The sequence below is a fragment of the Streptomyces sp. NPDC054872 genome (assembly GCF_053610705.1).
Genome location: NZ_JBSGYY010000031.1, coordinates 1 through 20,821, shown reverse-complemented (window position 1 = coordinate 20,821; position 20,821 = coordinate 1). Strand labels below are relative to the sequence as shown.

The 20,821-nt window shown below is 73.3% G+C and carries 16 protein-coding genes and 1 riboswitch; of the genes, 2 read left to right on the top strand and 14 right to left on the bottom strand.

The genetic code is table 11. The annotated features are described in order from the left end of the window. Positions 1-72 precede the first annotated feature (72 nt). The gene (locus ACWGIH_RS30775) at positions 73-900 is read right to left on the bottom strand and encodes a 2-phosphosulfolactate phosphatase (protein ID WP_453451958.1); all 828 of its coding nucleotides are present in this window, start codon (positions 898-900) and stop codon (positions 73-75) included. Positions 901-1,219: 319 nt separating this feature from the next. On the opposite strand from ACWGIH_RS30775, the gene ACWGIH_RS30770 reads away from it, so the two are divergent. Then, positions 1,220-2,158, top strand: a complete 939-nt coding sequence (locus tag ACWGIH_RS30770) for an SCO1860 family LAETG-anchored protein (RefSeq protein ID WP_453451959.1) — start codon at positions 1,220-1,222, stop codon at positions 2,156-2,158. 123 nt (positions 2,159-2,281) lie between these two features. On the opposite strand, the gene cobC is transcribed toward ACWGIH_RS30770, so the two are convergent. The 6 genes from cobC to cobM are packed head-to-tail and all read right to left on the bottom strand — an operon-like array spanning position 2,282 to position 8,740. Beyond that, complete coding sequence (gene cobC, locus ACWGIH_RS30765) at positions 2,282-3,370, bottom strand: Rv2231c family pyridoxal phosphate-dependent protein CobC (protein ID WP_453452485.1); 1,089 nt, start codon at positions 3,368-3,370, stop codon at positions 2,282-2,284. Then, positions 3,354-4,286 (bottom strand): sirohydrochlorin chelatase, encoded by a 933-nt coding sequence (locus ACWGIH_RS30760; protein WP_453452486.1) that lies wholly within the window; start codon positions 4,284-4,286, stop codon positions 3,354-3,356. The genes cobC and ACWGIH_RS30760 overlap by 17 nt, the downstream gene beginning before the upstream one ends. After that, positions 4,283-4,924: a precorrin-8X methylmutase gene (locus tag ACWGIH_RS30755; protein WP_453452487.1), complete on the bottom strand. Its 642-nt coding sequence runs from the start codon at positions 4,922-4,924 to the stop codon at positions 4,283-4,285. The genes ACWGIH_RS30760 and ACWGIH_RS30755 overlap by 4 nt, the downstream gene beginning before the upstream one ends. Then, complete coding sequence (cobJ, locus tag ACWGIH_RS30750) at positions 4,921-6,654, bottom strand: precorrin-3B C(17)-methyltransferase (RefSeq protein WP_453452488.1); 1,734 nt, start codon at positions 6,652-6,654, stop codon at positions 4,921-4,923. Before cobJ ends, ACWGIH_RS30755 begins: the two co-directional genes overlap by 4 nt. Further along, complete coding sequence (cbiE, locus tag ACWGIH_RS30745) at positions 6,651-7,919, bottom strand: precorrin-6y C5,15-methyltransferase (decarboxylating) subunit CbiE (protein ID WP_453452489.1); 1,269 nt, start codon at positions 7,917-7,919, stop codon at positions 6,651-6,653. Before cbiE ends, cobJ begins: the two co-directional genes overlap by 4 nt. Beyond that, complete coding sequence (cobM, locus tag ACWGIH_RS30740; protein ID WP_453452490.1) at positions 7,916-8,740, bottom strand: precorrin-4 C(11)-methyltransferase; 825 nt, start codon at positions 8,738-8,740, stop codon at positions 7,916-7,918. Before cobM ends, cbiE begins: the two co-directional genes overlap by 4 nt. Positions 8,741-8,832: 92 nt before the next feature. Here cobM and ACWGIH_RS30735 point away from each other — a divergent pair, with 92 nt between their 5' ends. Then, positions 8,833-9,564: a ZIP family metal transporter gene (locus tag ACWGIH_RS30735; protein WP_453452491.1), complete on the top strand. Its 732-nt coding sequence runs from the start codon at positions 8,833-8,835 to the stop codon at positions 9,562-9,564. A gap of 17 nt (positions 9,565-9,581) precedes the next feature. On the opposite strand, the gene cobI is transcribed toward ACWGIH_RS30735, so the two are convergent. Genes cobI through ACWGIH_RS30700 form a run of 7 tightly spaced genes read right to left on the bottom strand, consistent with a single transcriptional unit; the run spans position 9,582 to position 20,494 of the window. Beyond that, the gene (gene cobI / locus ACWGIH_RS30730) at positions 9,582-10,331 is read right to left on the bottom strand and encodes a precorrin-2 C(20)-methyltransferase (protein WP_453452492.1); all 750 of its coding nucleotides are present in this window, start codon (positions 10,329-10,331) and stop codon (positions 9,582-9,584) included. Beyond that, a complete protein-coding gene (locus tag ACWGIH_RS30725) occupies positions 10,328-11,656 on the bottom strand; it encodes a cobyrinate a,c-diamide synthase (RefSeq protein WP_453452493.1) in 1,329 nt (442 codons plus the stop codon). The genes cobI and ACWGIH_RS30725 overlap by 4 nt, the downstream gene beginning before the upstream one ends. An 11-nt stretch (positions 11,657-11,667) precedes the next feature. Then, positions 11,668-12,276, bottom strand: a complete 609-nt coding sequence (cobO, locus tag ACWGIH_RS30720; protein WP_453452494.1) for a cob(I)yrinic acid a,c-diamide adenosyltransferase — start codon at positions 12,274-12,276, stop codon at positions 11,668-11,670. Next, on the bottom strand, positions 12,276-14,306 hold the full coding sequence (locus ACWGIH_RS30715) for a putative cobaltochelatase (RefSeq protein ID WP_453452495.1): 2,031 nt from the start codon (positions 14,304-14,306) through the stop codon (positions 12,276-12,278). Before ACWGIH_RS30715 ends, cobO begins: the two co-directional genes overlap by 1 nt. 46 nt (positions 14,307-14,352) lie before the next feature. Further along, positions 14,353-18,027 (bottom strand): cobaltochelatase subunit CobN, encoded by a 3,675-nt coding sequence (gene cobN / locus ACWGIH_RS30710; RefSeq protein ID WP_453452496.1) that lies wholly within the window; start codon positions 18,025-18,027, stop codon positions 14,353-14,355. Next, entirely contained in the window at positions 18,024-19,556 is a 1,533-nt protein-coding gene (locus ACWGIH_RS30705) for a cobyric acid synthase (RefSeq protein WP_453452498.1), read from the bottom strand. Before ACWGIH_RS30705 ends, cobN begins: the two co-directional genes overlap by 4 nt. Next, a complete protein-coding gene (locus ACWGIH_RS30700) occupies positions 19,553-20,494 on the bottom strand; it encodes a cobalamin biosynthesis protein (protein ID WP_453452499.1) in 942 nt (313 codons plus the stop codon). Before ACWGIH_RS30700 ends, ACWGIH_RS30705 begins: the two co-directional genes overlap by 4 nt. Before the next feature lie 107 nt (positions 20,495-20,601). Further along, a riboswitch (cobalamin riboswitch) is annotated at positions 20,602-20,744 on the bottom strand. Positions 20,745-20,821 lie beyond the last annotated feature (77 nt).

Here is a 20,821-nt window from a genome sequence, read left to right as displayed (position 1 = left end):
GGGCGCGGCGAGTGCGGAGGTTGAGGGCGCGGCCTGCCCGACGGTTGAGGATGAGCTCGGTGCAGCCGGTGCTCAGCGGTGGGCGCCGGTCTCGGTGTCGCCGGGTTCTCGGGAAGGGGTGGGACCGGGGAAGGAGAACGCCCCGGCCGCCAACACCGGCACCCCCAGGGAAGCCCCCACCTCCACGGCCACCGCCACATCCTCCGCGAAGCCCTGGTCCCGCAGCTCCCGCCCCGACGCGCCATCGGTGACCGTCGCGGCGACATCGGCGCACGACGTGAAGGCGCCCGCGGCCACCGCCGCCTCCGGCGAGACCTCGGCCCCCCGCATCGCGGAGATCACCGCTCCCGCCCCCAGCAGATCCTCCACGGCCGGGCGCAGACTCCCGTCGGCCCAGCGCTCACCTGCGGCCACGACGGCGACCGGCCGACCGGCCCCTCCGTACCCCTGCCCGGCCAGCCAACTCCCCACGGCCGCCGCGTTCCTGAGGCACCCCGCGACCACCGTCCCGGAGGCGCCCGCCGCCGCGGCGATCGCCGAACCGTTGGGCGAGGGCAGGACGAGGCGGGGCGTGAAGGGGGCACGGCGCAGCGCGGCGGGGGAGAGGGACCACGGAGACCCTTCGGTCACCCCGCGCCGCCCGACCGCCAGTGCCGCGTCCCGCTCGCGCGCGAAGGCGACGGCACTCTCGTCCCTCCACGCGTAAGGGAAGACCCTCGTCCCCGCGTCCGCCGCGACCGACACCGCCGTCGTGAACGACAGCACGTCGACCACGACCAGACAGGCCACGTCCCCGCCCGCCATGAGCCGCCGAGCCCCCTCCGGCCCCCACTCGAACCGCGTCCCGTACGCGCCCTGTTCGGCCCATTGATCGCCACGCTCGTGCCTCGTCGGTCCCATGGGACTCATATTGACGGAGCGTTACGCATCAGGGCCTCGGTTCGTTGGACATCATTCGGCCACGGCGTCGACGTCAACCGACGTGTTCGAGCCAGGGAGTTGCTCGGGTGACTCGGGGGAACGCCCGTGCCGGAGGATTCGAAAGCAGGGGCGGAAACCTCCCTTTGGAGTGAACTCACGCATCGTCGCTGGCTATTCACTCTCAGTGCGTAAAGATTCCCTCTGTCGATGTTGCCGGTGTCGTGCTCATGCGATGTCCCCATCCAGCGAAGCGCGAGGCCGCCGGCGACTCCGTAACTCTTGTGGGGGTTCCACCACCTTGAACAGCAACGCCTTCCGCCTGCCCGCACGTCGCCTCGGCGTGATCGCCACCGCCACGGTGCTCGTCGCGGGCCCCGCGGCGCTCGCCACCGCGGGACCCGCCGCGGCGACGGGCGGAGACAAGGGCCGCGCGAACGCCGTCGTGCTGCGCACCGGGCTCGACGTGTCCCTGCTCAACAAGACCCTGAACGTCCCGCTCAAGGTCTCGCTCAACGAAGTGCAGGCGCCGGCCACGGCCGGGAAGACCGCGCTCACTGCCACGCTGGACGGGGTCGACGGCGGGCAGCCGTTCAGCGTGCTGCGGGCCGACGTGGCCACCGCGAAGGCGACCGCGGAGAAGGGCAGGGCGGAGGGGTACAGCAACATCGCGCGGGCGAAGGTGCATGTGCCGGGCCTGCCGCTGCTGTCCCTGATCGAGGTCGAGCAGGTGACGTCGAAGGCGGTCTGCGAGGCGGGCAAGCGGCCTGTCGCCGAGGCGAACCTGCTGGGCGGCGTGACGGTGCTCGGCAAGAAGGTCACGCTGTCGGCGGGGGGAACGACCCAGGTGAAGGTGCCGGGGGTCGGGGAGGTGCGGCTCGACCTGTCCAAGACGCACACGACGTCGCGTACGGCTGCGGCGTCCGCGCTGGAGCTGACGGTGTCCGTGAATCCCCTGAAGCTGAATGTCGCCGAGGTGGAGGGGACGGTGACGCTGGCCGGGGCCTCGTGCGAGACGCCCGCGGCGGCCGAGCCGAAGCCCGAACCTTCGGCTCCGGTGAAGCCGCAGGGCGGCAAGGAGGCCGTGCCGGTCGCCGAGAAGCCCAAGAAGCCCGCCGAGGCGAACCTCGCGGAGACCGGGGGGAACGCGTCCACTCCCTATCTGGTGGGGGGTGGGGCTCTGCTGCTCGCCGCGGGTGGCGGGGCGGTGGCGATGACGCGCCGGGGGCGTAGGGGCTGAGGAGATGTCCTCAAACGCCGGCCGGGCTGAAATCATTCAGCCCGGCCGGCGTTTACCGACCGGCCCGCGGCGGAGCCGCACATGTCACAACCCGGAAGGGGCGGGGGCGGGGTCGGGGAAGATTCAACCGCCCAACACCCCACGCACCGCCCCCAGCAACCGATCCGTCGTCCCCCGGTCCCGCACCGCGACCCGCAGCCACTGTGGGCCGAGCCCCGGGAACGTATCGCCGCGCCGCAAGGCGAAGCCTCGCTCCCGTAGGCGTTCGCGGAGAGTCGTGGCCTCGGGGGCCCGGAGCAGGATGAAGGGGCCTTCGGCGGCCTCCATGGCGCGCACCCCGGCAGGGGCGAACTCCCTGAGCCCGGCCAGGAGATAGGCCCGGTCGGCAGCCACCCGCAGCGCCGCCGCCGACGCCTCGGCCAGCGCCGCGGGCGCCACACACGCCTCCGCCGCCGCGAGGGCAGGTGAGGAAACCGGCCACAAGGGCTGCGCCCGCGACAAGCGGGCGATCGTCTCCGGATCGGAGAGGACGTAACCGATCCGCAGCCCCGCGAGCCCCCACGTCTTGGTGAGGCTGCGCAGGACGACGAGGCCCGGCACATCCGTACGGCCCGCCAACGCCTCCCGCTCCTGAGGCACCGCGTCCATGAACGCCTCGTCCACCACCAACACCCGCCCAGGACGGGCCAGTTCAGCGATCGAGGCGGCCGGGTGAAGGACCGAGGTCGGGTTCGTCGGGTTGCCGATCACGACCAGGTCGGCGTCCGCGGGGACTTTCGCCCCCGCGAGACGGAAGCCGTCCTCCTCCCGGAGCAGCACCCGCCCCACCGCATGCCCGGTGTCCCGCAGCGCCGCCTCCGGCTCGGTGAACTGCGGGTGCACCACGACCGGCCGGCGCACCTCCAGTGCGCGGGCGAGGAGCACGAACGCCTCCGCCGCGCCCGATGTCAGGAGCACCCGGTCCGGCGGCACGCCGTGCCGCTCGGCCACCGCCTCCCGCGCCGCCCGGCCGTCCGGATAGGCGGCGAGGCCGTCCAGCGAGGCGGCGATGTGCCGCTTCAGCCAGGCGGGAGGCGTGTCCGCGCGGACGTTCACCGCGAGGTCGGTGAGGCCGACGGCGCCCCGGACCTCGGCATCACCGTGATGCCGCAGGTCCGGTTCGCCGCCGTACCCGGCCTCCGTACCGGCCTCGGGCTCAGTGGGAGTGCGCATGCGAACCGTGGTGGTGGCCGTGCCCATGACCGTGCCCGTGCTCCCCGTCGTCGTCCGGGTGGAAGTGCGGCTGCTGCGGGGCCCCCACCTTGTCCTCGAAGCCGGGCAGGGCGATGCGGTAGACGCAGGAGTCGCAGTTCATCCGCAGGTCGCCCTTGACCGCCTCCCGGTAGCGCTCCATGACGAGGTCGAGCAGCTCCTCCTCGGGGCCGATCACGTCCGCCGAGAGGACCTCGGTGCCGGGGTGCGCCGCCGCCCAGCCGTCCGTCTGCTGGCGGACCCGGTCGGGCAGGATGCCGGTGAACAGGAAGTAGGGCAGGACCACGATCCGCTTCGCGCCAAGACGCACACACCGGTCAAGGCCCGACGGCACGTCCGGCGCCGCGAGCGACACGAACGCCGTCTCCACGCCCGCGTAACCGCGCCCCTCCCACAGCAGCCGCGCCGCCTTGTGCACCTCGGCGTTGGCGTCCGGGTCGGTCGAACCGCGGCCCACGAGCAGCACCGTGACATCCGCGCGGTCCTCGGGCGTGCGGGCCGAGCCACCGAGTGCCTCGTCCAGGCGGCGGTCGAGGACCTTCAGGAGCGAGGGGTGCGGGCCGAGCGGGCGGCCGTAGGTGTACGAGATGCCGGGGTGGCGCTCCTTCTCGCGGGTGAGCGCCGCCGGGATGTCGCCCTTGGCGTGCCCGGCGGACACCAGCATCAGGGGGACCGCCGCGAAACGTTTGACGCCCCGGTCCACGAGGTCGGTGACCGCGTCGCCCAGCGGCGGCGGCGACAGTTCGATGAAGCCGCCGGCGACCGGGAGTTCGGGGTTGCGGCGGGCGAGCTCCTGCACGAAGTCCCGGAAGGCGGCCGCCCCGGCGTCGTCACGGGTGCCGTGTCCGGCGATGAGCAGTGCGGGCGGGGTGGTCACGGGGACTCCTTGGATGCTTCGGTGAGTGTTGCGTCCACGCCGGGCGCCGGCGTGGGGTGGGACGATGTCGGCGCGGGGTGGTACAGCAGCGCGTTGAGCGCCGCAGCGGCCACCGCCGAGCCGCCCTTCTCGGACACGTTGCTGACGGCGGGAAGACCGCTCTCGCGCAGTGCCGCCTTGGACTCGGCCGCTCCCACGAAGCCGACCGGCAGGCCGATCACCAGGGCGGGAGCGGCGTCGAGGACGAGCAGCTCCTCCAGGGCGGTCGGCGCACAGCCGATCACCCAGAGCGCTCCGGGGCCCACCTCCTCGTAGGCGAGCCGGATCGCGTGGGCCGAACGCGTCAGGCCGGCGGAGGACTTCGCGTCCTTGAGGCGGCAGATCGTCTGCCGCTTCGTGATGCCGGCCGCGACCATCTCCACGTCGGCGACCACGGGCGCGCCCGCGTGCAGCGCCGCGTGGGCGGCCACCAGGGCGGCCTCGTCGGTGACGAGGTCCGTCGCGTACTCCAGGTCGGCGGCGGAGTGGATGACGCGCTCCACGACCGCGCGGGTCAGCGGCGCGAAGTGCGAGGTGTCGAGACGGGTCCGCAGCCGCCGGAACGACTCCTGCTCGATGGGGTGGACGACACGGGTCACTTGGTCACCTCCGAAAGGGCAGCCGAAGGCTCCGCATGCTGCCAGCGGTAGCCGCGCGGGGTCACCATGCGGCCCGCGATCTCGCGGGTCGCGGTGTTGCCGACGGTCACCACCGTCATCATGTCGACGACCGCCGGGTCGAGTTCGCCGATGGTGCTCAGCCGCGCCGACTCGTCCGGGCGGGACGCGTTGCGCACGACACCCACGGGCGTCGTGGGTTCGCGGTGCTCGGCGAGGATCGACAGGGCCTTCGGGAGCTGCCAGTCGCGGCCCCGGCTGCGCGGGTTGTAGAAGGTGACGATGATGTCCGCCTCGGCCGCCGCGCGCACCCGGCGCTCGATGACCTCCCACGGGGTGTGCAGGTCGGACAGGCTGATGGACACGTGGTCGTGGCCGAGTGGCGCGCCCAGGATCGCCGCAGCGGCGAGCGCGGCCGTCACACCGGGTACGCCGATGACGTCGATGTCGTCGCTCGCCTCGGCCAGCGCGGGCGACGCCATCGCGTACACGCCCGCGTCGCCGGAGCCGATCAGTGCGACCGCCTGCCCCTTCTGGGCCTCGGCGACAGCGGTACGGGCCCGCTCCTCCTCGGCGCCGAGACCGGACTCGATGAGCTTCGTGCCGGGCCTGAGCAGGTCGCGGATCTGGTCGACGTACTGGTCGAGGCCGACGAGGACCGAGGCCCTGCGCAGCTCTTCGCGGGCGCGCGGCGTGAGCAGATCGCGTGCGCCGGGGCCGAGCCCGACCACGGCGAGCCGCCCGCGGGGAGCGCGGCGCACGACCGCGCAGGTCGCCATGGGCGCACGGCCCTCGGGCGCCGACTTCCGCTTGGGCACGAGGAGTTCACCGCCGCCCCGCAGCGCGGCGGCCTCCGCCACCGAGGGCGTCCCGACGGCGGTGAGCGGTGCGTCGGAGGGGTTCGGGACGTCGACAGCGGCCAGTTCGCCGGCCGCGTACGTCACGACCGGCACCCCGAGTCGCGCCGCCGCTTCGACGATGCCGGGCTCCTCGGCCTTCGCGTCGACGGTCGCGAGCGCGGCGACGGAGGCGGGGGAGAGTCCCGCGTCGCGCAGGGTGTCCTCGATGAGCCCGAAGACCTCATCGGCGGGTGCGCCCTTGCTGGCTCCCACACCCACGGTGAGGGACGGCGGCCGCAACACGACTTCACCCGCGCCGAGTTCGAGTATCCGGTCCGTCACCCGGATGACCGGCCGGCCCGGCTGCCCCTGCTGAGGGGTGACGTTGGACGGCAACGGAGGCAGCGGGTGGCTGAACTCCCCGTCCAGAGCGACCGGTTCGCCGTCGAGGATCGCGCGGGAGACCCCGGCGACATCGCCCTCGACCGGCAGGCCGAGCGTGTCGAGACCCGGCACGTCCACGGCATCGGTCGCCGTCGTCACGACCGGCGTGGCCCCCAGGACGTCCGCCACCTCGTGGGCCAGCGCGTTCGCACCCCCCTCGTGTCCGCCGAGCAGGGCGACGGCGAAACGCCCGGCCTCGTCGACGCACACCACCCCGGGGTCGACGTCCTTGCCCTCGAGAAGCGGTGCGGCAAGGCGCACCACCGCCCCGGTGGCGAGGAAGCACACCACCTGGTCGCACTCCGAGAAAGCCAGCTCCAAGGCCTCCCGCACGGGACCCTCGTACACCCGCGTCCGCGCGGGCCACGCCGTAGCGACGCGGTCGCGTGCCGCGCCGCCCGCCGACGTGGCGGAGATCAGGCCGATCACTGAACTTCTCCTTCAGACAAGGAAGATGAGGGGCGGGTGCCCCACACCAGGAAGACCGGGTTGGCCGCGGCCAGCCGCGAGACCTCACCGGGCAGCGGCGCGAGCCGCGACGACTGCAGCAGTACGCCGTCGCAGTCGTACCCGGCGCCGCTCAGGGCGGCCCGGACCGCGGGCACCCGGTCGATCGCCGCCATGGCGACCACGACGGTCCGCGGCTCGCGCCGCGCGCACGCGGCCACTATGGCGGGCAGCTCACGGCCACCGCCCCCGATGAACACGGCGTCCGGGTCCGACAGATCCGAGAGCACGGTGGGCGCCGCCCCGTGCACCGCGCGTACGTCGACGCCGTGCGCGGCGGCGTTGGCCCGCACCCGCTCGACCCCGTCGGCGGTCTTCTCCACGGCGACGACGGCCGCGCCGAACCGCGCGCACTCGACGGCGACCGAACCCGAACCCGCGCCGATGTCCCACACGAGGTCACCGGTGCGCGGCCCGAGCCGGGCCAGGGCCAGCGCCCGCACCTCGAACTTGGTGATCATCGAGTCGCGGTGCGTGAACTCGTCCTCGTCCAGGGCCCATCGGCCGGGGGTGGGGCGTGGTCCGGCCACGGTGCGCACGGGCGCGAGGGCCCGTGCCTCGTCCAGACACAGCACGACGCTCACCGCGGTGCCCCAGTCGCGGTCCGCGGCCTCCGCCGGGGTGACCCGCTCGATGCGTTCGTGCTCCGGGTCGCCCAGGCAGGACGCGACGACGAGGGTGCGGGTGTCGGCGCGGCGCGTCAGCTCCGCCCCGAGTTCGGCGGGGCCACTGCCGGGGCCGGTCAGGACGGCCACCTTGGGGTGCGCGCGGCAGGCGTTCACGGCGGTGCGCGGATCGCGTCCGTGCGCGCTCACCACCACCGCGTCGTCCCACGGGAGTCCGACCCGTGCGAAGGCGGTGGCGACGGACGAGACGCCGGGCCGGACGTCCAGTGCGGCGGACCCGAACCGCTCGGCGAGCGCCCGCACGATCCCGAAGAACCCCGGGTCCCCGGAGGCGAGCACGACCGCCCCGCCGTCCGCCGCCCCCTCCGCCTTGAGCAGCTGCTCCTCGATGGCGTCGAGTGCGGGGGCGAGCGGCCCCAGCACGACGCGGGCCGTCCCCGGCGGCAGTTGGGCGGCGTCGATGTGCCGCCGGGCGCCCACCACGAGCCCAGCGGCGCGCACGGCGTCCAGGGCCGCCGCGTCGAGCGGCGCCCCCGTGCCCGTACCGACGACGGTGATCATGAGGTGGCCTTCTCGGCGCGTAGCGCGGCCCGTGCCTGCGGGTCGGCCTTGCGGAAGCCGTGGAAGTGGCCCGGGTGGTACAGGTGCGAGCGGGTGCCGTGCGCGGCGAGGGCGGGGCCGACCAGGAAGAGGGTGTGCTTCCAGAGCTTGTGTTCCTTGACCGTCTCTTCGAGGGTCTCGATGGTGCAGTGCAGCACGAGCTCCTCGGGCCACGTCACCTGGTACGCGATGACGACGGGCGTGGTCGTCGGGTAGCCGCCCTCCAGGAGTTCCCGCACCAGCTGGCCGCTGCGCGCCGTCGAGAGGAACAGCGCCATCGTCGTGCCGTGCCGCGCGAACTCCCGCACCTCCTCGCCGGGCGGCATCGGCGTCTTGCCGCCGCCGAGCCGGGTCAGGATCACGGACTGCGCGACCTCGGGGATCGTCAGCTCGCGCTGCGCGATCGCCGCGACCGCCGAGAAGGACGAGACGCCGGGCACGATCTCGGTCGCCACGCCGATGTCGGCGCACCGGTCGACCTGCTCCTGCGTGCCGCCCCACAGGGCCGGGTCGCCGGAGTGGATGCGGGCGACCTGCAGGCCCTCGGCGGCGGCCCGCTCGTAGACGGCGACCACCTCTTCGAGGGACATGGCCGCTGAGTCGAGGATCTCTGCCCCCTCACGCGCGTGTTCGAGAACGTCCGGCTGCACGAGGCTCGCGGCCCAGATGACGACATCGGCGTCCGCGATGGCGCGTGCGGCACGGAACGTGAGCAGGTCGGCGGCGCCGGGCCCTGCCCCGACAAAGGTCACCTTGCCGGTGGTGGCTTCGGCGTCGGCCATGGGTGGGTTCCTCTCGTACGAAACAGAAAAACAATGGGTGTCGCCCCGCGCCGGATGTGCGGGGCGGGGGGTCAATCGGCTAGCAAGGGCGCATGGCGGTGTTCGTGGCGCTCGGCGCCTTTGTGATGACCCTGGTGGGCGGCTGGACGGCCCAGCGGGTCACTGACCGGCGCCACCTCGTCCTGGGGCTCGCGGGTGGTCTGATGCTCGGCGTGGTCGGCCTCGACCTGCTGCCGGAGGCGCTGGAGGCCTCCGGCACCCCGGTCTTCGGCGTACCCGCGGCGCTGCTCCTGTTCGTCGGCGGCTTCCTCGCCGCGCACGTCGTGGAGCACCTCCTCGCGGGCCGGCACGCCGGGCACGGGGCGGACGAGAAGACGAACGGCCGTGTACCCCAGGTGGGTCTGACGGCGGCCGCCGCGATGGTCGGGCACAGCGCCATGGACGGCATCGCGATCGGCGCCGCGTTCCAGGTCGGCGGCGGCATGGGCCTGGCGGTGGCCGTCGCGGTCATCGCCCATGACTTCGCGGACGGCTTCAACACGTACACGATCACCAGCCTGTACGGGAACGCCCGCCGCAAGGCCCTCGCGATGCTCTTCGCGGACGCGGTGGCCCCCGTGGCGGGCGCCGCGTCGACGCTCCTGTTCACCATCCCGGAGCAGCTGCTCGGCGGATATCTCGGCTTCTTCGGCGGCGCGCTGCTCTACCTGGCCGCCGCGGAGATCCTGCCGGAGGCCCATCACGAGCACCCGGCCCGCTCGACGCTGCTGTGCACGGTGGCCGGGGCGGCGTTCATCTGGCTGGTGGTGGGCATCGCGGAGTGAGGCGGCCGCGGAGGGCGTCACAGTTTCCCGCCCCGGCCGCTCTCGCGCCGTGCGGGAGCGATGAGGGTGGACAGGTAGGGCAGCGGCGCGTCGCCGAGTTCTGCGGCGGACTGGATGGACTCCTCGGGCAGCCCCAGCGCGGAGCCCCACACGGCGTCGTCGGTCCGCCCGGTCTCCCGCAGCGCGGCGGCCACCTCGTGGGCGAGCCTGCCGAACTTGTAGGCGACGACCGTGCCGGGCCCGGCGAGCGCGTCCTTGAGCACGGCGGCGCCCGCGGTCACCGGCACCAGGGTCAACGGCTCGGTGCCCTCGGTGAGGACGGCGCCGCTGCGCGCGGCGAGGTCCTGCATGGCGGTGATCCCGGGCACGGTCTCCACCTCGACGCCGGGCACGAGCTCCGCGATGGTCTGCGCGAGATAGGTGAACGTCGAGTACACGTTGGGGTCGCCGATCGTCGCGAACGCCACCGAGCCGTGCTCCCGCAGCAGCGCCGCGACCCGCTCGCCGGCGGCGTCCCAGGCGGCCTCGCGGCGCTGCCGGTCACTGCGCTCGTTGAGCGCGAACACGACGCGTACGACCTTGTCCTCGGGGACGTAGTGCAGCACGGTGGACTCGGCGCGCCCGCGCTCGCCGCCGTCCGTGCCGTCGGGCGCGGCCATGACGGGTACGACGACGACAGCGGCGGCACGCAGCGCGTTGACGCCCTTGACGGTGACGAGCTCGGGATCTCCGGGACCGACCCCGACCCCGACCAGCTTGCTGCTCATCCTCTGCACCTCTCTACGAACCGACGGGCGATACCGGGTTCGGCGGCCCAATGCGTGTGCAGGTAACTCGCGTGCACACCTTGCTGTACGAAGCCTTCGAGGCGCCGCTCGGGAGCGTGCATGCCCCACGCGGCGACCGCCCCGGCGCCCGGTTCGACGACGGTGCGGTGGAACTCGTGCCCGCGCATCCGGGTTCCGGCGACCGCCAGCGCGCTGTCGGACACGGCCACGGCGTCGCGGTACCCGAGCGTGAGCCGCTCGGACATCCGCGCGTGCGCGTCAAGGACCCCGCACATCGGCTTCCCGTCCAACTCCCGTGTCAGGTACAGCAGTCCGGCGCATTCGGCGGCCACGGGCGCGCCGCTCAGCGCCAGCTCGGCGACGGCCTTGCGCAGCGGCTCGTTGGCGGAGAGCTCGGGCGCGTACACCTCGGGAAAGCCACCGCCGATCACCAACCCGGCCGTACCGGGCGGCAGTTCCTCGTCGTGCAGCGGATCGAAGGTGACGACCTCTGCACCGGCGGCGGTGAGCAGCTCGGCATGCTCGGCGTAGGAGAAGGAGAACGCGGGCCCACCGGCGACGGCGACGACGGGTTTCAGCCCGTCCGGCATGTGAAGACCCGCACCCGGATCCCACACGTCACCCGCCAACGCGGGCGCACTGCGCGCCAGCGCGAGAATCGCCTCCAGGTCGCACCCTTCCCGCACTTGCGAGGCCAATGCCGCGACGGACTCCACAGCCTCGGCCCGCCGCTCGGCGACAGGGACAAGTCCCAGGTGCCGCGACGGAGCCCGGACCTCACGCACCCGGGAGAGCGCCCCAAGCACCGGCACCCCGGACTCGTCCAGGGCCTCCCGCAGCAGTGCCTCGTGGCGCGCGGAACCCACCTTGTTGAGGATCACGCCCCCGATCCGCACCTCCGGGTCCCAGGACGCGAAGCCATGCACAAGCGCGGCGACGGACCGGGACTGCGAGGAGGCGTCGACGACGAGGACGACGGGTGCCCGCAGGAGCTTCGACACCTGCGCGGTGGACGCCAGTTCACCCTGCCCCGACGCCCCGTCGTACAGCCCCATGACACCCTCGACCACCGCGAGATCGCACCCCCGGGCCCCGTGGGCGAACAGCGGCGCCACCATGTCGGGCCCGCACAGATAGGCGTCGAGGTTCCGCCCGGGGCGGCCGGTGGCCAGCGCGTGATACCCGGGGTCGATGTAGTCGGGCCCCACCTTGTGCGGGGACACGGCGAGCCCGGCCGCGGCGAACGCGGCCATCAACCCCGTGGCGACGGTCGTCTTCCCGCTTCCGGAAGACGGCGCGGCCACCACAAGCCGAGCTACCACTCGATGCCCCTCTGGCCCTTCTGCCCGGCGTCCATCGGATGCTTGACCTTGGACATGTCGGTGACGAGATCGGCGCACTCGACCAGTGCCTCGGGCGCGTTGCGCCCGGTGATGATCACGTGCTGGTTCCCGGGGCGCGCCCGGAGCGTCTCGACGACCTCGTCCACGTCGATCCAGCCCCAGTGCATGGGGTAGGCGAACTCGTCCAGGACGTACAGCTGGTACGTCTCGGCGGCGAGGTCACGCTTGACCTGCTCCCAGCCCTCGCGGGCCTTCTCCTCGTTGCTCTGCTCACCGTCGGCGGGCGCCCGCTGGATCCACGACCAGCCCTCGCCCATCTTGTGCCAGTCGACGGAACCGCCCTCGCCGGAGGCCCCGAGGACCCTGAGGGCGTTCTCCTCGCCGACCTTCCACTTCGCCGACTTCACGAACTGGAAGACCCCGATGGGCCACCCCTGATTCCAGGCCCGCAGCGCGAGCCCGAAGGCGGCGGTGGACTTTCCCTTGCCGATCCCGGTGTGCACGACGACCAGCGGACGGTTGCGCCGCTGGCGCGTGGTGAGCCCGTCGTCCGGCACCACACTCGGCTGCCCCTGAGGCATCAGGCCACGCTCCTCGTACGAGTTCCCTGTACGTCCTTGACGAGTCCGGCGATGGACTCCGCCCGCAGTTCGTCGAGCGTCACGGCGGTTCCGCCGAGCTCACCCGCGAGCTGCCCCGCGAGCCCGAGGCGCACGGGCCCCGACTCGCAGTCCACGACCACCGACGCGATCCCCGCGGCCCCGAAGAGCCGCGCCGCGCGCCCCGCCTGGGCCACCGGCTCCACGCCACCCGTGGCCCTGCCGTCCGTCACGACCACCACCAGCGGGCGCCGCGCGGGATCACGCAGCCGCTCCACCCGCAGCACCTCGTGCGCCCTGAGCAGCCCGGCGGCGACCGGCGTACGCCCGCCCGTGGGCAGCGTCTCCAGGCGGGCGGCGGCCGCGTCGACGGACGACGTGGGCGGCAGCGCCACCTCCGCGTCGGCCCCCCGGAAGGTGACAAGGCCGACCTTGTCCCGCCGCTGATAGGCGTCGAGCAGCAGCGAGAGCACCGCGCCCTTCACGGCACTCATCCGCTGCCGGGCGGCCATCGACCCGGAGGCGTCCACGACGAAGAGCACGAGATTGCCCTCACGCCCCTCCCGCGTCGCCTGCCGCAGATCGTCACGCCGTACGACGAGCCCCCGCCCGGAACGCCCGCGCGCCCGCTGATGCGGGGCCGCCGCCTGCACCGTGGCCGCCAGGTGCAGCTTGGTGAGCGCGCCTTGAGGCCGCCGGGCCCCGGTGGTCCGCCCGTGCTCGGTCCGCGCCCGTGAGCGCCGCCCGGCGGCACCCTCGCCCAGGCCGGGCACGCTCAGCATCTTGGTGCGGAACGGCTCCGCGGCCCGCACGGGCTGCTGCTCGCCGCCGCCGGAGGCCGGAGCCTGCGCGGGCGAAGCCTCGTCCTCCTGGCCCGCCTCGTCCTCCTGGCCCGCGTCGCCCTGCGACTCCGGCGAGCCGGGCGTGTCGGGGCCGCTCTCCGGGGGCTTGCCTCCGCCGCCGGGGCCGTCAGGGTCCGGGTCGTCGTCGCCCTGGTCGCCGTCGGAGGACTGCTCCAGCGTGTCGTCGAGCTTGTCCTCGTCGAGCCCCGGCGCGTCGAAGGGGTTGCGCCGGCGCCGGTGCGGAAGCGCGAGGAGCGCGGCCTGGCGCACGTCCTCCGCGAGCACGTCCTCGCGACCCGCCCAGGCGGCAAGCGCGGTCGCCGTACGCGCCATCACGATGTCGGCCCGCATCCCGTCGACCTCGAAGGCCGCGCAGGTGGCGGCGATCTGCCGCAACGCCGCGTCGCCGAGCCGCACTTGGGGGAGGAGCGCGCGGGCGGCGACGATCCGGGCCCGCACCGCGGCCTCCTCGTCGTGCCAGCGCGCGGCGAACCCCTCCGCGTCGTCGTCGTAAGCGAGACGCCGACGGACGACCTCGACCCGCTGATCGGTCTCGCGCGACGCGGCGACCTCGACGGTGAGCCCGAACCGGTCGAGCAACTGCGGGCGCAGTTCGCCCTCTTCGGGGTTCATGGTGCCCACGAGCAGGAACCGCGCGGCATGGCGCACGGAGACGCCCTCGCGCTCGACGTACGAGGCGCCCATGGCGGCGGCGTCGAGCAGCAGGTCCACCAAGTGGTCGTGCAGCAGGTTCACTTCGTCGACGTAGAGGATGCCGCGGTGGGCATCGGCGAGCAGGCCGGGCTCGAAGGCCTTGACGCCCTCGGCGAGCGCACGCTCGATGTCGAGCGCCCCGACCAGGCGGTCCTCGGAGGCGCCGACGGGCAGCTCGACCATGCGCGCGTCCCGCACGGCGGCCCCGCCCGCTTCGTGCGGACCGTCCGGGCACGCCGGGTCGGCGGCGGCCGGGTCACAGGAGAACCGGCAGCCGGCGACGACGGGCACCTGCGGAAGCAGCGCCGAAAGGGCACGCACCGCCGTGGACTTGGCGGTGCCCTTCTCGCCGCGCACCAGGACACCGCCGACGGCGGGTGACACGGCGTTGAGCAGCAGGGCGAGCCGCAGGTCGTCCTGCCCGACGAGGGCGGTGAACGGATAGGGGGTACTCACAAGGCCTCCATTGCGTGATCCGGGGCGGGGCAGGGGACGGCGGGCCTCACCCGTCCCCCTCAAGGTCGCCCTCGAGCTCCAGGTAGGTGGCCCGCAGCCGCTCCAGCGTCCCGGCGTCCGGCTCGGCCCACAGGCCACGCTCGGCCGCTTCGAGCAGCCGCTCCGAAATGCCGCGCAGCGCCCAGGGGTTGGACTTCTGCATGAACTCCCGGTTCTCGGGGTCGAAGACGTACTCGGCGGAGAGCTTCTCGTACATCCAGTCGTCGACCACGCCCGCGGTCGCGTCGTACCCGAAGAGGTAGTCCACGGTGGCGGCCATCTCGAAGGCGCCCTTGTAGCCGTGGCGCCGCATGGCCGCCATCCAGCGGGGGTTGACCACACGGGCCCGGAACACGCGGTGGGTCTCCTCGCCCAGGGTCCGCGTCTTGACCTGGTCGGGGGTGGCCGAGTCGCCCACGTACGCCTCGGGGGAATCGCCCGTCAGGTGCCGCACCATGGCGACCATGCCGCCGTGGTACTGGAAGTAGTCGTCGGCGTCGACCAGGTCGTGTTCCCGCGTGTCCACGTTCTTCGCCGCGACGGCGATCCGCCGGAACGCGGTCTCCATGTCGCCGCGCGCGGCCTTGCCGTCGAGGCCGCGCCCGTAGGCGTAGCCGCCCCACACCGCGTACACCTCGGCGAGGTCGGCGTCGCTGCGCCAGTTTCGCGCGTCGATCAGCGGAAGGAGTCCCGCGCCGTAGGCCCCGGGCTTGGAGCCGAAGATCCGGGAAGTGGCCCGGCGCCGGTCGCCGTGCTCGGCGGTGTCCTCGTCGGAGTGCGCCCGTACGTAGTTGGACTCCGGTGCCTCGTCCAGTTCCGCCACGGCGCGCACCGCGTCGTCGATCAGGCCGATGACGTGCGGGAACGCGTCCCGGAAGAACCCGGAGATCCGTACGGTCACATCGATGCGCGGCCGCCCGATCTCCTCCACCGGCACGACCTCGAAGCCGGTCACCCGCCGGGACGCGTCGTCCCACACCGGGCGGCAGCCGAGAAGAGCCAGGATCTCCGCGATGTCGTCGCCCTGCGTGCGCATCGCCGACGTGCCCCACACGGTCAGACCGACCGACTTCGGGTAGTCGCCGGTGTCCGCCAGATAGCGGGCGATCAGCGAGTCGGCGAGCGCCTGGCCGACCTCCCAGGACAGCCGCGAGGGGATCGCCTTGGGGTCGACGGAGTAGAAGTTGCGGCCGGTCGGCAGGACGTTCACCAGGCCGCGCGTGGGCGACCCGGAGGGCCCGGCCGGGACGTAACCGCCGTCGAGCGCCCGCAGGATGTGCCCGATCTCGTCGGTCGTCCGCGCGAGCCGCGGTACGACCTCCTCGCACGCGAAGCCCAACACGGCCACGGCGGGCGGCAGTTCGACGCCGACCACGTCCCGTACGAGCTCGCGCACCGTGCCGAGCTCCCAGTCGCGCTCCTCCATGCCCTCGGCGAGGCGGCGGCACAGCTGCTCAAGAAGGTCCAGGGCATCGGCGCCGGTCCGGGCGGGCCCGTCGACCAGCGCGGTCAGACCGTCCGCGACCTTCACCGCAGCGCCCGGCTCCGCGAGCAGCTCCTTCTCGCTGAGCCCGAAGTGCTCGGCGAGGCAGGCCCGCAGACCGGGCAGGGCATTCGCCTGACCGCCCCACACCTGCGAGGCCCGCAGGACGGCGAGGACCAGATTGACGCGGGCCTCGCCCTCGGGACCGCCGCCGAGGATGTGCAGGCCGTCGCGGATCTGCACGTCCTTGATCTCGCACAGATAGCCGTCGATGTGCATGACGAACTCGTCGAACTCGCCGTCGTCGGGCTGCTCGTCGACGTGCAGGTCGTGGTGGAGCTCGGCGGCCTTCACCAGCGTCCAGATCTGTGCCCGCACGGCGGGGGCCTTCGTCGGGTCCAGGTCGCTGACCAGCGCGTACTCGTCGAGGAGCTGCTCCAGCTTCGCCAGGTCCCCGTACGTGTCCGCGCGCGCCATCGGCGGCACCAGGTGGTCCACCACCGTGGCGTGCCCGCGCCGCTTGGCCTGGGTGCCCTCGCCGGGGTCGTTCACGATGAACGGGTAGATCAGCGGCAGCTCGCCGAGCACCGCGTCGGGCGCGCAACCGCCGCTCAGGCCGAGGCCCTTGCCCGGCAGCCACTCCATCGTGCCGTGCTTGCCCATGTGCACGACGGCGTCGGCGCCGAAGGACAGCTCGAGCCAGCGGTAGGCCGCCATGTAGTGGTGCGAGGGCGGCATGTCGGGGTCGTGGTAGATCGCGATCGGGTTCTCGCCGAAGCCGCGCGGCGGCTGGATCATCACGACGACGTTCCCGAACTGCAGGGAGGCCAGCACGATGTCGTCGCCGTCCACGTACAGGTTGCCGGGCGGCTCGCCCCACGCCTCCAGCATGCCGTCGCGCAGCTCGGGCGCCAGCTTGTCGAACCACGCCCGGTAGTCGGCGAGCGGCACGCGCGCGGGGGCGGCGGCCAGCTGCTCCTCGGTGAGCCACTCGACGTCGTGGCCACCGGCGTTGATGAGCCGGTGGATCAACTCGTCGCCGTTGTCGGGGTGGCCCTCGACGACGTATCCGGCATCGCGCAGGGAGTCGAGCACACGCACCGCCGACGCGGGGGTGTCGAGGCCGACCGCGTTGCCGACGCGCGAGTGCTTCGTCGGGTACGCCGTGAAGACGAGCGCGAGCTTCTTCTCGGCGTTCGGCTTGTGCTTCAACTGGGCGTGGCGCAGAGCGATTCCGGCGACGCGGGCGGCGCGCTCCGGGTCGGCCACGTACACCGGTACGTCGTCGGGACCCTGCTCCTTGAAGGAGAACGGCACGGTGATGACACGGCCGTCGAACTCGGGGATCGCCACCTGCATGGCCGCGTCCATGGGGGAGAGCGCGGCGTCCGACGCGTCCCAGGTCGCGCGCGAGGAGGTCAGGCAGAGTCCTTGCAGGACGGGGATGTTGAGGTCGGCGAGGGCGCCGATGTCCCAGGCCTCCTCGTCGCCGCCCGCGCTCGCGCCCGAGGCGTGCGTGCCGCCCGCCGCGAGGACGGTGGCGACCAGGGCGTCGGCCCGCCCCAGGATCTCGTACAGGCCCGAGTCGGCGCCCCGCAGCGAACCGCAGTACACGGCAAGGGCGTTGGCGCCCCGCGCCTCGATCGCGTCGCACAGCGTGTCGACGAAGCCGGTGTTCCCGGAGAGCTGGTGCGCGCGGTAGAAGAGCACCCCCACGGTCGGCCGGCCCTCGACGTACGCGCGCGTGCCGTGCACCCCGTACTCGGGCATCTTCCGCGGCTCGGCGCTCCGCCGCTCGTGCGCGTCGCCCGAGCGTGCGTGTCCCGCCGCGAGCACGTCCTCCTTGAGGAAGCGCGCCAGCTCACGCAGGTTCTCCGTGCCGCCCTCGACGAGATACCGCAGCGCCTCCGCCACCGACCCCGCGTGCACGGTCGACTCGGCCATGAGCTCCGCGTCCGGCACGGCCTCGCCGCCCAGCAGCACCGTCGGGATCCCGGCGGCCTTCAGTGCCGCGAGCCCGTCCTCCCACGCCCGCTTCCCGCCGAGCAGGCGTACGACGGCGATGTCCGCGCCCTCGATCAGCGCGGGCAGCTCGGCCTGCGCGTCGACCCGGGTCGGGTTGCCGATGCGGTAGGGGGCGCCGGAGGCACGGGCGGCAAGGAGATCCGTGTCGGCGGTGGACAGAAGCAGGACGGTCATGAGGGTGCCCCCGGTGCGATGAAGGGGAGACCGGCGGGTGCGCCGGTCTCGATCAGGCTGAGCAGCGCGTCCGTGTCCGCGTGTTCTTCGATCAGGTCGCCGAGCAGGTCGAGCTGCTCCTCGCGCAGTACGCCGAAACTGGTGTCGGGCGCGGGCACGAAGCGGCGCCCGGCGGCGCGGGCGACCTCGGTGAGGAAGCGCCGCCGGAACGCGTCGCTCTCCAGGGACCCGTGCCAGTGGGTGCCCCACACCTCGCCGACCCGGCAGCCGTCCAGGCTGTGCCCACTGTCATCAGAGATGAACGCCTCTCCGCCCAGGACTTGAGCGACGCCGTGATGGATCTCGTACCCCTCGACGGATTCGCCGAGCGCCTCGCCGACCGGTCTGGCGAGGGTCTTCTCGCGCGCGAACCGCACGCGCACGGGCAGCAGCCCGAGCCCGTCCACGGCCCCCGCCCGCGACTCGACGTCGTCCTCGATGTGCTCGCCGAGCAGCTGGTAGCCGCCGCAGATCCCGAGGACGGGACGCCCCTCGGCGGCGCGCCGCGCGAGGGCGTCGGCGAGGCCGCGCTCGCGCAGCCACTCCAGGGCGCGCACGGTGCCGCGCGTGCCGGGCACGACCACGAGATCGGCGTCGACGAGTTCCTCGGCCCGGTCCACGAACCGCACGACGACGCCGGGTTCGGCGGCCAGCGCGTCCACGTCCGTGAAGTTCGACATCAGCGGTACGGCACAGACGGCGACCCGCAGCACGTCCTCGCCGACCGGGGGAGCGACCATCGACTCCCGCACGGCACCCCGCAAGGAGACCCGGAGCCCGTCCTCCTCGTCGATGCCGAGGCCGTGCCGGAAGGGCAGCACACCGAACGTGCGCCGCCCGGTGAGCCCATGGAGCATGTCGAGCCCGGGTTCGAGCAGCGAGACATCGCCCCGGAACTTGTTCACGAGATACCCGGCGACCAGCTCCTGGTCCTCGGCACTCAGCAACGCCGTCGTCCCGAAGAAGGAGGCGAAGACGCCCCCGCGGTCGATGTCTCCCACCACGACCACGGGAAAGCGGGCGGCCCGCGCGATCCCCATGTTCACGATGTCCGTTCGCCGCAGATTGATCTCGGCGGGACTGCCCGCGCCTTCACAGATCACGGCGTCATAGCTGCCCCGAAGTTCCTCCAGGCATCCCACGACGGTGGAGAGCAGCGCTTCCTGCCGCCCGCCGTGATAGCCGCGAGCGCTCATCTCGCCGACGGCCTTGCCCATGAGGACGACCTGGCTGCTGCGGTCGCTGCCCGGCTTGAGCAGCACCGGATTCATCAGCGCGGTCGGCTCGACCCGGGCGGCCTGCGCCTGCATGGCCTGGGCGCGCCCGATCTCGGCACCCTCGCGCGTGACGAAGGAGTTGAGGGACATGTTCTGCGCCTTGAAGGGCGCGACGGAGACGCCCTTGCGGGCCAGCCACCGGCAGATCCCGGCGGTGACGACGCTCTTGCCCGCGTCGGACGTGGTTCCCGCGACGAGGAGTCCACCACTCATGAGGCCCTGCCTTTCCGTAGCGTGCTCACGGCGGCCGCGACGCCCAGGGCGAGCAGACCGACCCGCCGCGACAGCCGCACGGCCCGCTCGATGTCGGCGACTTCCACGCCCCGCCCGCCGCCGTTCAGGACCGGCCGGTGCTCCACGCGCCCCGCGTACGAGAGCGTCCCCCCGAGCCGTACGCCCAACGCCCCGGCGAAGGCGGCCTCGACGGGCCCGGCGTTGGGGCTCGGATGCTGGCCGGCGTCCTCCCGCCAGGCGCGCACCGCACCGCGCGGCGCGTCACCGGCAACGGCCGCGAGCACGGCGGTGAGCCGCGCCCCGGGCCAGCCCATGACGTCGTCGAGCCGTGCGGAAGCCCAGCCGTAGCGGCGGTACTTCAGGGATTTGTGCCCGACCATGGCGTCGAGCGTGTTCACGGCGCGGAAGGCGACGAGCCCGGGCACCCCGCCCAACGCCCCCCACACCAAGGCCCCCACCACGGCGTCGGATGTGTTCTCGGCGACGGACTCGACCACGGCCCGCGCGATGCCGTCGGCGTCGAGTGCCTGCGGATCCCGGCCGCACAGATGCGGCAGCCGCTCCCGGGCCACCTCGACGTCCCCGGCGGCGAGCGCCCCGCCGATGGCCCGCGCCTCCCGCCCGAGCGAGGTGCCCCCGACCACGGCCCAGGTCGTGGCGGCGGTCAGCGCGACGGACGCGGCGCGTGAGTCACGTACAAGAGAAGAGGCCAGGGCGGCGGCACCGGCGGCGCCTCCGGCACACACCACGGCGTGCAGGGCGCCCCACCCGCGGTGGTCACGCCACAGGGCACGCTCGACGGCGCCGGCGGCCCGCCCGAACGCGGCGACCGGATGCCCGCGGCGAGGATCGCCGAGGAACAGATCACCGAGAAGGCCGGCGGCGGCGCCGTACGCGAAGTCGCGATCGGCACGCATGGCTTCAGCCGGTCGCTGTGCCGAGAAGTGAGCTCAGGCTCGGGAACTGGTCCGGCAACGGGCGGCCGCGCATGGCGATATGTCCTCACTCAGGGTGTCCGCGCCCTGGTTCGACGTGATCGGCGGCGAGAGTTCCTGGCTTCCGAGGAGTCAGCTCCTCGATGACAGTGGCGGGACCGCGCCGGATTCGCACCGGCTTCCTCTCCTGCTGCCGTATTGGCTCCGGCAGTCCACCACGCCCCGCGAAGGCCCGTCAACTCGCCGTTGACCTGCGACGGGAGAGTGTGCGGAGGCCCACATACGAAGGTGGGGTGCGGGACGCAGAAG

Excerpts from the sequence above, each read along its gene's own strand:
- ACWGIH_RS30775 (WP_453451958.1), bottom strand. The coding sequence starts at position 900 with ATGGGACCGACGAGGCACGAGCGTGGCGATCAATGGGCCGAACAGGGC.
- cobC (WP_453452485.1), bottom strand. The coding sequence starts at position 3,370 with ATGCGCACTCCCACTGAGCCCGAGGCCGGTACGGAGGCCGGGTACGGC.
- cbiE (WP_453452489.1), bottom strand. The coding sequence starts at position 7,919 with ATGATCACCGTCGTCGGTACGGGCACGGGGGCGCCGCTCGACGCGGCG.
- cobM (WP_453452490.1), bottom strand. The coding sequence starts at position 8,740 with ATGGCCGACGCCGAAGCCACCACCGGCAAGGTGACCTTTGTCGGGGCA.
- ACWGIH_RS30735 (WP_453452491.1), top strand. The coding sequence starts at position 8,833 with ATGGCGGTGTTCGTGGCGCTCGGCGCCTTTGTGATGACCCTGGTGGGC.
- cobI (WP_453452492.1), bottom strand. The coding sequence starts at position 10,331 with ATGAGCAGCAAGCTGGTCGGGGTCGGGGTCGGTCCCGGAGATCCCGAG.
- cobO (WP_453452494.1), bottom strand. The coding sequence starts at position 12,276 with ATGCCTCAGGGGCAGCCGAGTGTGGTGCCGGACGACGGGCTCACCACG.
- cobN (WP_453452496.1), bottom strand. The coding sequence starts at position 18,027 with ATGACCGTCCTGCTTCTGTCCACCGCCGACACGGATCTCCTTGCCGCC.
- ACWGIH_RS30705 (WP_453452498.1), bottom strand. The coding sequence starts at position 19,556 with ATGAGTGGTGGACTCCTCGTCGCGGGAACCACGTCCGACGCGGGCAAG.
- ACWGIH_RS30700 (WP_453452499.1), bottom strand. The coding sequence starts at position 20,494 with ATGCGTGCCGATCGCGACTTCGCGTACGGCGCCGCCGCCGGCCTTCTC.